The following is a 10,399-nucleotide window of genomic DNA, read 5'->3' as shown; positions in this document are numbered from 1 at the left end:
CTTTCGGGTGGGCGGCCGCGGGTCGGGCGGCCTGGCTGCTATCGGTCCCCGAAGATCGTGCGGTGCCAGTCCTTCCTGACGACCGCCGTGTTGTCGAACATGACGTGCTTGATCTGCGTGTACTCCTCGAAGGAGTAGGCTGACATGTCCTTGCCGAAGCCGGACGCCTTGTAGCCGCCGTGGGGCATCTCGCTGATGATCGGGATGTGGTCGTTCACCCACACACAGCCCGCCTTGATCTCGCGCGTGGCGCGATTGGCCCGGTACACGTCCCGGCTCCAGGCGGAGGCGGCCAGGCCGTACGGCGTGTCATTGGCCAGCGCGATGCCCTCGTCGTCGGTGTCGAAGGGCAGCACGACGAGGACGGGCCCGAAGATCTCGGACTGGACGATCTCGCTGTCCTGGGCCGCGTCGGCGACGAGGGTGGGCCGGTAGTAGGCGCCGCTCTTGAGCTCGCCCTGGGGTGCCTCGCCACCGGTCACCACGCGCGCGTAGGCCCGCGCCCGGTCGACGAAGGCGGCGACGCGGTCGCGCTGGACGTGGGAGATGAGCGGCCCGAGGTCGGTGCCGTCGGCGAAGGGATCGCCCAGCCGCACGGTCTCCATCAGGGCGGCGGTCCGCTCCACGAACGCCTCGTACAGCGGCCGCTGCACGTACGCGCGCGTGGCGGCCGTGCAGTCCTGGCCGGTGTTGATGAGGGCGCCCGCGACCGCGCCGTTGGCGGCGGCCTCCAGGTCGGCGTCGTCGAAGACGACGAAGGGTGCCTTGCCGCCGAGCTCCAGGTGGATCCGCTTGACGGTTGCCGTGGCGATCTCGGCGACCCGCTTGCCGACCGCGGTGGACCCGGTGAAGGAGGTCATCGCCACGTCCGGGTGGCCGACCAGGTGCTCACCGGCCTCCTTCCCGGTGCCGGTGACGATGTTGACGACACCGTCCGGGATCCCGGCCTCGGTGCACGCCTCGGCGAACAGGAGCGAGGTGAGCGGGGTCAGCTCGGCGGGCTTCAGCACGATGGTGTTGCCCGCCGCGATGGCCGGGAGGATCTTCCAGGCGGCCATCTGGAGGGGGTAGTTCCAGGGGGCGATGGAACCGACGACGCCGATCGCCTCACGGCGGACGTACGACGTGTGGTCGCCGGAGTACTCGCCGGCCGACTGGCCCTGGAGATGACGGGCGGCCCCGGCGAAGAACGCGGCGTTGTCGACGGTCCCCGGGACGTCGAACTCGCGGGTCAGCTTCAGCGGCTTGCCGCACTGGAGGGACTCGGCGCGGGCGAAGTCCTCGGCACGCTCGGCGAGCACGGCGGCCAGCTTGTGCAGCGCGTCGGAACGCTCGCCGGGGGTGGCTCCGGACCAGGCCGGGAAGGCGGCGCGGGCGGCGGCGACGGCGGCGTCCACGTCCGCGGTGCCGGCCAGCTCGTAAGTGAGCACCTCCTCGCCGGTGGCAGGGTCCACGACGGCGTGGGTGCGGCCCGAGGTGCCCTTGGTGAGCCGGCCGCCGATGAACTGCGCACCGGCGGCGAACCGCTCCTGCGCGGGGAATCGTTCCGGGGTGGTGTTGCCCGGGTTGTGCATGTCGCTCTCCTCCGCCTTCGCCCCGCTGTCCACGGGGGCGGGTGGCGTAGCTCCAGCTCGATTTGAGTGCCGATCCTGACAGAGCGGTAGCACTCCAACAAGTGATTCCGTTGTTGCCTTTTGGTTACGCGACGGAATCTGTCGACCAGGTGTCGAGTGAACGCGAAAAAGCCAGGACACCGTGTCAGTGGTGCGTGCCAGACTCGCGTGCATGGGAAAGATCGACTCTCGGGAAGCCCTGGTCAGGGAGGTCCGCGCCCGGGCGGGATCGGCGGGGGCGGGGATCAAGTATCTGCACTTCTGGGGACATCGGCCATTGCCGGACGGATGGATCGGAGCGAGCTGTCTGAGCCAGTGGTGGCCGTCGCCGTTCACTGTGGCGGGGGTGACCTATGGGACTGCAGAGCACTGGATGATGGCCGAGAAGGCCCGCCTCTTCGACGACCCCGAGGCGGAGCGCCGGATCCTGGCTGCGGAACACCCCTCGCAGGCGAAGAACGCGGGGCGCCTGGTGCGCGGCTTCGACGAGGCCGTGTGGGCGCGCGAGCGGTTCGGCATCGTGGTCGAGGGCAGCGTGCACAAGTTCGGCTCGGACGAGGCGCTGCGCTCGTATCTGCTGGGCACGGGAGAGCGGGTACTGGTCGAGGCGAGCCCCGTGGACCGCGTCTGGGGCATCGGCCTCGCGGCGAACGACGAGGGGGCGATGAACCCGGAGCGCTGGCGAGGGCCGAATTTGCTGGGCTTCGCCCTGATGGAGGCGCGGGAACGGCTGCGGGGTGGGGCTGGTTAGGGCGGGGGCCGCGGGGCGGGGCTGCTTGGCGGACGGCTGCGGGGCGGGGCTGGTTAGGGCGGGGGCTGCGGGGTGGGGCACTAACGGCGGGGCTGCTTGACGGACGACTGCGGGGCAGGGCTGGTTAGGGCGGGGGCACTTACGGCGGGCCTGCTTGGCGGACGGCTGCGGGGTGGGGCTGGTTAGGGCGGGGGCAGTTACGGCGGGGCTGCTTGGCGGACGGCTGCGGCTCGCCGGCGCTCAGCGCGGAGCCGCTTGGCGGGCCGGTCGGCAATGGCCAGGTGCGGACTCGGCTTGCCGTCGGCTCGGGTGGCGCCCTGCTCCCGGGCCGGCGGCCCCGGCCTGTGCGCTGCCTAACCTGTCGCGATCACGAAGGCCAGTGCCGCGAGGCCCAGGACGATGCCCGCCGCTCCGCAGATCGCGCCGGCCAGGGCCTGGCCGTGGTTGGTGGCCTCCCCGCGCCGGGCCTTGCCACGGCCGAGCAGGCCGAAGATCAGTGCCAGCACGCCGAGCAGGATGGCCACCGGCCACAGACAGAACACGGCGGCCGAGATGATTCCGAGCACGAGCGCGGTGGTGCCCATGCCGTTGCTCGGCATCGGGTGCTGACCGGACCAGCCGTAGCCATAGCCGTAGCCGTAGCCACCGGGGGCGCCGTACGTACCGGGGTAGCCGTAGGGAACCTGGCCGGGGCCGTCGGGGGCGATGGGCGGCGGCGGGACGGGCTCGCCGGTCTGGGGGTACGGCGGTGTGGGGGCGCCGTAGGCCGGGGGCGGCGCGAAGGGGCCGGCCGGGGCGGACCAGGGCTGCGGCTGCGGCTGCGCGTCGAAGCCCGATACGGAGGTGACCGTCTCCTGGTCATGGACCGAGGGGGGTGCCGGCCAGACCGCCGACGAGGAGGGCAGGGTGTGACCCGGACCGTCGGACCCCGCGGCCGGCGGCGCCCAAGGGTTCGCCTCGGCCGCGCCCTCCTTGCTCAATCCCACCTTCGGGGCGGCCCCCGGGTGCTCCGGCGCGGCCGGTGCCGGCTCGTCGTCGGACATGCGCGGGCCCCCTCCGTATGCGTGTCGTCATGCTACGGCGCCGTCCCGCACCGCGAGGCCCCGGCCTACGATGATCCCGAGTCACCGATCAGCCGATCACCCGCGTCCCGCCGCACCCCGGCCGGAGACGCCGTTCCCGGGGAGGGACCTTGACCGACCACACCGCCGCCGGCCCGAACAGCGCCCCGCGCGATCTGCACGCCTTCATCGCCGGTCTGCCCAAGGCCGAACTCCATGTGCACCACGTCGGCTCCGCCTCCCCGCGCATCGTCTCGGAACTGGCCGCCCGCCACCCCGACTCCAAGGTGCCCACCGACCCCGAGGCCCTGGTCGACTACTTCACCTTCACGGACTTCGCCCACTTCATCGAGGTGTACCTGTCCGTCGTGGACCTGATCCGCACCCCGGAGGACGTGCGCCTGCTGACGTACGAGGTGGCCCGGGACCTGGCCCGCCAGCAGGTGCGGTACGCCGAGCTGACCATCACCCCCTTCTCCTCCACCCGCCGCGGCATCGACGAGCGCGGCTTCATGGACGCGATCGAGGACGCCCGCAAGGCCGCCGAGGCCGAGTTCGGGACCGTGCTGCGCTGGTGCTTCGACATCCCCGGCGAGGCGGGCCTGGAGTCCGCCGAGGAGACCGCGCGGCTCGCCACCGACGACCGGCTGCGCCCGGAGGGCCTGGTGTCGTTCGGACTCGGCGGCCCCGAGATCGGCGTACCGCGGCCGCAGTTCAAGCCGTACTTCGACCGGGCCATCGCCGCGGGCCTGCACTCCGTGCCGCACGCGGGCGAGACCACGGGCCCGGAGACGGTCTGGGACGCCCTGACCCACCTGCGCGCCGAGCGCATCGGGCACGGCACCAGTTCCGCGCGGGACCCGAAGCTGCTGGAGCACCTCGCCGAGCACCGGATCGCGCTGGAGGTGTGCCCCACCTCCAACATCGCCACCCGCGCGGTGCGCACCCTCGACGAGCACCCGATCAAGGAGTTCACGCGGGCCGGGGTCATCGTCACCGTCAACTCCGACGATCCGCCGATGTTCGGCACCGACCTCAACAACGAGTACGCGGTCGCCGCCCGCCTGCTGGACCTCGACGAGCGGGGTCTGGCCCGGCTCGCGCACAACGCCGTGGACGTGTCGTTCCTCGACGAGCCCGGCAAGGCCCGGATCAAGGAAGAGATCGACGCGTACACCACCACCTGGCTGGCCCCCTGACGATGAACGGGACCCTCACCGCCGTCGCCCACCGCGGCGACCCCTACCTGTTCCGTGAGAACACCCTCGACTCCCTGCGCTCGGCGATCCGCAGGGGCGCCGACGCGGTGGAGATCGACGTACGGCTCACCCGGGACGGCGTCCCCCTCCTGCTGCACGACGCCTCGCTGAAGCGGATGTGGGAGCTGGACCGGCCGTTGCTCGCGCTGTCGGCGGACGAGGTGCGCGGGCACACCTCCGGCGGGGTGCCGACGCTGACGGACGCGCTGGCCGCGACCGACGGCTGCCGGGTGATGCTCGACCTGCCCGGCGCCCCGGACCTGCGCACGGTCCGCCGGATCGTGGACGTCGTACGGGAGGCGGGGGCGTCGGACCGCGTGTACTACTGCGCGGGCGCCCCCGCGATGCTCGCCGTGCGCGCCGCCGACCCGGCCGCCGAGATCGCGCTGACCTGGACGACCCTGGCGCCGCCGCGGCCCGCGCTGCTGGACGCGGTCCGGCCGCGCTGGCTCAACTACCGGTTCGGCCTGGTCGACCGGGCCCTCGCCGAACGCGTCCACCGGGGCGGGCACCTGCTGTCGGTCTGGACCCCGGACACCCGCCGCTCGATGCGCCGGCTGATCGCCCTCGGCGTGGACTCGATCACCACCAACCGCATCGACACCCTCCGCGCGCTCACACGCGCGAACGCTGCCGCACCGGCGCCGAATCGACGGGCGTCGCGCGGGTGACGTACTGCGGGACGGGCGCGGTGTCGTCGCCGGTGTCACGGACCAGGCCGTAGGAGGCACCGCGCTCGTTCAGGCTGAGGACGACCGAGCCGTCGACGTAGTAGTACTCGTTCTGCCACATCTGCTGGGTGCCGTCGCACCTGTCGGCGTGAGACGGCCGCGAGACAGGTCCCTACAGCCCCACGATCTCGTTCCACCGCTTGGCGAATCCGACCCGTTCCTCCGAGGTGATGTCCCGTGCGACGGCGAGGCGTTCGCGCATCGCGGTGTCCGGGAAGATCAGCGGGTCCTCGGCCAGGGCCGCGGTCTCCTTGTCCTTGGCCGAGGCCAGGACGTCCTGGGCGGCGGGGACCGGGCAGACGTAGTTCACCCAGGCGGCCAGCTCCGCGGCGACCTCGGGTTCGTAGTAGTAGTCGATCAGGCGCTCGGCGTTGGTCTTGTGGCGGGCGAGGTTGGGGATCATCAGGGACTCCGACCAGAGCTCCGCGCCCTCCTCGGGGACGACGAACTCGATGTCCGGGTCGTCCGCCTGCAGTTGGATGACATCGCCGGAGTACGCCTGACAGGCCAGGACGTCACCGCTGGAGAGGTCCTTGATGTAGTCGTTGCCAGTGAAGCGCCGTATGTGCCCGCTGTCCACCCGGCGCTCGACCTGTTCGCACACCTCGTGGAAGTCGTCCGCCGTCCACCGCGTGATGTCGACGCCGTTGCCCTGCATCAGCAGCGCGAAGGCCTCGTCGAGCCCGGACAGCAGCGTGACCTTGCCCTTGAGGTCGTCCGCCCACAGGTCGGAGACCTGCCGGACCTCCCGGCCCAGCCGGCGGCGATTGTACGCGATCCCGGTGATCCCCGACTGCCACGGCACCGTGAACCTGCGGCCGGGGTCGAAGGCAGGCGAGCGCAGCAGCGGGTCCAGGTACCGCGCCACCTGGGGCTGGCGGGCGCGGTCCATCTCCTGCACCCAGCCGAGCCGTACGAACCGCGCGCACATCCAGTCGCTGATGACGATGAGATCGCGGTCCGTCTGCTGACGGTTCATCAAGGAAGGGCTGATCTTCCCGAAGAACTCGTCGTTGTCGTTGATCTCCTCGACGTAGTCCACGGAGATGCCGGTGCGCCGCTCGAACGCGTCCAGCGTGGGCCGCTTCGTCTCGTCCGCGTCGTCGACGTCGATGTACAGCGGCCAGTTCGCCCAGGTCAGCCGGCGCTCTGACGCGGACAGATCGGCGCCGGCCCGGTCACCGGCCTTGACGTAGGCGGCGGGCACGCCGCATCCCGCCAGCGCGGCACCGCCGAGCGCGAGCAGCAGGGAACGGCGGGAGATGCGGGAGGTGTTGGGCGAGGTCGGCAGCATCCACGCAGGATGCCGCCGGTTCCGGGCACCGGACAATGGACGCCCCGCCGAAACGAAACCGCGGGGACCCGACACCTTGTCAACGACAGGGCGCCGGATCCCCGCAGCCGCGGAGCGACCGTCAGCCGTCGAGCGACGTCATCACGTGCTTGATGCGCGTGTAGTCGTCGAAGCCGTACCCCGACAGGTCCTTGCCGTAGCCGGACTTCTTGAAGCCGCCGTGCGGCATCTCGGCGACCAGCGGGATGTGCGTGTTGATCCAGACGCAGCCGAAGTCGAGCGTCTTGGACATGCGCATCGCCCGCGCGTGGTCCTTGGTCCACACCGAGGAGGCGAGGGCGTAGTCGACGCCGTTCGCCCACTCGACGGCCTGCGCCTCGTCCGAGAAGGACTGGACGGTGATGACCGGGCCGAAGACCTCGTTCTGGATGATCTCGTCGTCCTGCTTGAGGCCGGAGACGACGGTCGGGGCGTAGAAGAAGCCCTTGTCGCCGACCCGCTGACCGCCGGCCTCGACCTTGGCGTGCGCGGGGAGGCGCTCGATGAAGCCGGAGACCTGCTTGAGCTGGTTGGGGTTGTTCAGCGGGCCGAAGAGCACGTCCTCGTCGTCCGGCTGCCCCGTCTTCGTCTCGGCGGCGGCCTTCGCGAGCGCGGCCACGAACTCGTCGTGGATGGACTCCTGGACGAGGACGCGCGTGGCGGCCGTACAGTCCTGGCCGGCGTTGAAGAAGCCCGCCACCGAGATGTCCTCGACGGCCTTGGCGATGTCGGTGTCCTCGAAGACGACGACCGGCGCCTTGCCGCCCAGCTCCAGGTGGACCCGCTTGAGGTCCTTGGAGGCGGACTCGGCGACGGACATGCCCGCGCGCACGGAGCCGGTGATGGACGCCATCGCCGGGGTCGGGTGCTCGACCATCAGGCGGCCGGTGTCCCGGTCGCCGGTGATGACGTTGAAGACACCCTTGGGCAGGATCGCGCCGATGATGTCGGCGATCAGGACGGTCGACGCCGGGGTGGTGTCCGAGGGCTTCAGGACGACCGTGTTGCCCGCCGCGATGGCCGGCGCGAACTTCCATACGGCCATCATCATCGGGTAGTTCCACGGCGCGACCTGCGCGCAGACGCCGACCGGCTCACGGCGGATGATCGAGGTCATCCCCTCCATGTACTCGCCGGCCGAGCGGCCCTCGAGCATGCGGGCCGCACCGGCGAAGAACCGGATCTGGTCCACCATCGGCGGGATCTCCTCGGACCGGGTCAGTCCGATCGGCTTGCCGGTGTTCTCCACCTCGGCCGCGATGAGCTCCTCGGCCCGCTCCTCGAACGCGTCCGCGATCTTCAGGAGGGCCTTCTGGCGCTCGGCGGGGGTGGTGTCGCGCCAGGCGGGGAAGGCGCGGGCGGCGGCCTCCATGGCGGCGTCGACGTCCGCCTGCCCGGACAGCGGCGCGGTCGCGTACGCCTCGCCCGTCGCGGGGTTGACCACCTCGGTGGTCCGTCCGTCGGCGGCGTCCCGGAACTCACCGTCGATGTAGTTGCGCAGACGACGCAGCTCGGTGCTCACTGCCGGCCTCCTGTCAGGTTTCACTGTCCGATTGCTGAGACACCCACCCTAATCGGCAGGCCCACGTTTTCAACACCCCCGATCCGCCTCGAACTGCGAAATCCGCAAGTCTCGGTCACGTAAACAACGAATTTCATCGCTCGGCCCTTGCGAAACTGACGAGACCTCGTGCACAGTGAGGTCGTGGCCAGTCGAAGCGCAGACCCCAGGGACTCCCGCGAGTCCCCCCGCGAATCCAGGAACGGCAGCTCGCCGCACCTGGACGCCGTCTCCCTCGCCATCATCGAACAGCTCCAGGAGGACGGCCGCCGGCCGTACGCCGCCATAGGCAAGGCCGTGGGCCTCTCCGAGGCGGCCGTGCGCCAGCGCGTCCAGAAGCTGCTCGACCAGGGCGTGATGCAGATCGTCGCCGTCACGGACCCGCTCACCGTGGGCTTCCGTCGCCAGGCGATGGTCGGCATCCATGTCGAGGGCGACGTGGAGTCCGTCGCCGAGGTGCTGACCGGGATGGCCGAGTGCGAGTACGTCGTGATGACGGCCGGCTCCTTCGACCTGATGGTGGAGATCGTCTGCGAGGACGACGACCACCTGCTGGAAGTCATCAACCGCCGCATCCGAGCCATCCCCGGAGTGCGCTCCACCGAGAGCTTCGTCTACCTGAAGCTCAAGAAGCAGACCTACATGTGGGGAACCCGATAGCCGTGAGGACCCGATAACCGTGAGCTCCAAGGACCTCAGCCAGACCGCGTACGACCACCTGTGGATGCACTTCACCCGCATGTCCTCGTACGAGAACTCCCCCGTCCCCACCATCGTCCGGGGCGAGGGCACCTACATCTACGACGACAAGGGCAAGCGCTACCTCGACGGTCTCGCCGGCCTGTTCGTGGTCCAGGCGGGCCACGGCCGGACCGAGCTCGCCGAGACCGCCTCGAAGCAGGCGCAGGAACTGGCCTTCTTCCCGGTCTGGTCCTACGCCCACCCCAAGGCCGTCGAGCTGGCGGAGCGACTCGCGCACGAGGCCCCGGGCGACCTCAACAAGGTCTTCTTCACCACCGGTGGCGGCGAGGCCGTCGAGACCGCCTGGAAGCTCGCCAAGCAGTACTTCAAGCTGACCGGCAAGCCCACCAAGTACAAGGTCATCTCCCGCGCGGTCGCCTACCACGGCACCCCCCAGGGCGCCCTGTCCATCACCGGCCTGCCGGGCCTGAAGGCCCCCTTCGAGCCGCTGGTACCGGGAGCGCACAAGGTCCCGAACACCAACATCTACCGCGCCCCGATCTTCGGCGACGACCCGGAGGCATTCGGCCGCTGGGCCGCCGACCAGATCGAGCAGCAGATCCTCTTCGAGGGCCCGGACACCGTCGCTGCGGTCTTCCTGGAGCCGGTGCAGAACGCGGGCGGCTGCTTCCCGCCCCCGCCCGGCTACTTCCAGCGGGTGCGCGAGATCTGCGACCAGTACGACGTGCTGCTCGTGTCGGACGAGGTCATCTGCGCCTTCGGCCGCCTCGGCACCACCTTCGCCTGCGACAAGTTCGGCTACGTCCCGGACATGATCACCTGCGCCAAGGGCATGACCTCGGGCTACTCCCCGATCGGCGCCTGCATCATCTCCGACCGGCTGGCCGAGCCGTTCTACAAGGGCGACAACACCTTCCTGCACGGCTACACCTTCGGCGGCCACCCGGTCTCCGCGGCGGTCGGCCTCGCCAACCTCGACCTGTTCGAGCGCGAGGGCCTGAACCAGCACGTGCTGGACAACGAGGGCGCCTTCCGCTCCACGCTGGAGAAGCTGCACGACCTGCCGATCGTCGGCGACGTCCGCGGCAACGGCTTCTTCTACGGCATCGAGCTCGTCAAGGACAAGGCCACCAAGGAGTCCTTCAACGACGAGGAGACCGAGCGCGTCCTGTACGGCTTCCTCTCCAAGGCGCTCTACGACAACGGCCTGTACTGCCGTGCCGACGACCGCGGCGACCCGGTCGTCCAGCTGGCCCCGCCGCTGATCTCCAACCAGGACACGTTCGACGAGATCGAGCAGATCCTGCGCGCGACCCTGTCGGAGGCGTGGACCAAGCTCTGATCCTCCGGAGGGATCTTCCTTCTGCATGATCAACACCGGCCCCGGT

At 70.4% G+C, this 10,399-nt stretch carries 8 protein-coding genes and 2 pseudogenes; 5 read left to right on the top strand and 5 right to left on the bottom strand.

Going from position 1 to position 10,399, the window contains the following annotated elements:
• Window positions 1-38: 38 nt before the first annotated feature.
• Complete coding sequence (locus AC068Z_RS32090) at window positions 39-1,574, bottom strand: gamma-aminobutyraldehyde dehydrogenase (RefSeq protein ID WP_478563518.1); 1,536 nt, start codon at window positions 1,572-1,574, stop codon at window positions 39-41.
• A 211-nt stretch (window positions 1,575-1,785) separates the two neighbouring features.
• Here AC068Z_RS32090 and AC068Z_RS32085 point away from each other — a divergent pair, with 211 nt between their 5' ends.
• Window positions 1,786-2,364, top strand: coding sequence for an NADAR family protein (locus AC068Z_RS32085; protein WP_478563515.1), 579 nt, complete (start codon window positions 1,786-1,788; stop codon window positions 2,362-2,364).
• A 353-nt stretch (window positions 2,365-2,717) separates the two neighbouring features.
• On the opposite strand, the gene AC068Z_RS32080 is transcribed toward AC068Z_RS32085, so the two are convergent.
• Window positions 2,718-3,407, bottom strand: coding sequence for a DUF4190 domain-containing protein (locus tag AC068Z_RS32080; protein WP_478563512.1), 690 nt, complete (start codon window positions 3,405-3,407; stop codon window positions 2,718-2,720).
• 21 nt (window positions 3,408-3,428) lie between these two features.
• Here AC068Z_RS32080 and AC068Z_RS32075 point away from each other — a divergent pair.
• Window positions 3,429-4,624, top strand: a pseudogene (locus tag AC068Z_RS32075) (adenosine deaminase).
• A 2-nt stretch (window positions 4,625-4,626) separates the two neighbouring features.
• Window positions 4,627-5,355: a glycerophosphodiester phosphodiesterase gene (locus AC068Z_RS32070; protein ID WP_478563509.1), complete on the top strand. Its 729-nt coding sequence runs from the start codon at window positions 4,627-4,629 to the stop codon at window positions 5,353-5,355.
• On the opposite strand, the pseudogene AC068Z_RS32065 reads toward AC068Z_RS32070, so the two are convergent.
• The 3 genes and pseudogenes from AC068Z_RS32065 to AC068Z_RS32055 all read right to left on the bottom strand — a co-directional run.
• A pseudogene (locus tag AC068Z_RS32065) lies at window positions 5,300-5,491 on the bottom strand (sigma-70 family RNA polymerase sigma factor); the annotation flags it as partial. The gene AC068Z_RS32070 and the pseudogene AC068Z_RS32065 sit on opposite strands and share 56 nt — an antisense overlap.
• A gap of 36 nt (window positions 5,492-5,527) precedes the next feature.
• On the bottom strand, window positions 5,528-6,709 hold the full coding sequence (locus AC068Z_RS32060; protein ID WP_478563506.1) for a polyamine ABC transporter substrate-binding protein: 1,182 nt from the start codon (window positions 6,707-6,709) through the stop codon (window positions 5,528-5,530).
• Between the two features lie 121 nt (window positions 6,710-6,830).
• Complete coding sequence (locus AC068Z_RS32055; protein ID WP_478563503.1) at window positions 6,831-8,270, bottom strand: gamma-aminobutyraldehyde dehydrogenase; 1,440 nt, start codon at window positions 8,268-8,270, stop codon at window positions 6,831-6,833.
• A 168-nt stretch (window positions 8,271-8,438) separates the two neighbouring features.
• On the opposite strand from AC068Z_RS32055, the gene AC068Z_RS32050 reads away from it, so the two are divergent.
• Together AC068Z_RS32050 and AC068Z_RS32045 are read left to right on the top strand one after the other, a co-directional pair.
• Window positions 8,439-8,969: an Lrp/AsnC family transcriptional regulator gene (locus AC068Z_RS32050; protein ID WP_478563500.1), complete on the top strand. Its 531-nt coding sequence runs from the start codon at window positions 8,439-8,441 to the stop codon at window positions 8,967-8,969.
• Window positions 8,970-8,988: 19 nt separating this feature from the next.
• A complete protein-coding gene (locus AC068Z_RS32045) occupies window positions 8,989-10,353 on the top strand; it encodes an aspartate aminotransferase family protein (RefSeq protein WP_451721643.1) in 1,365 nt (454 codons plus the stop codon).
• Window positions 10,354-10,399: the final 46 nt, after the last annotated feature.

The organism is Streptomyces sp. NPDC043726 (genome assembly GCF_056436565.1).
Note: the sequence above shows the minus strand (reverse complement) of the source record. Positions and strands in the feature narration are given on the sequence as shown.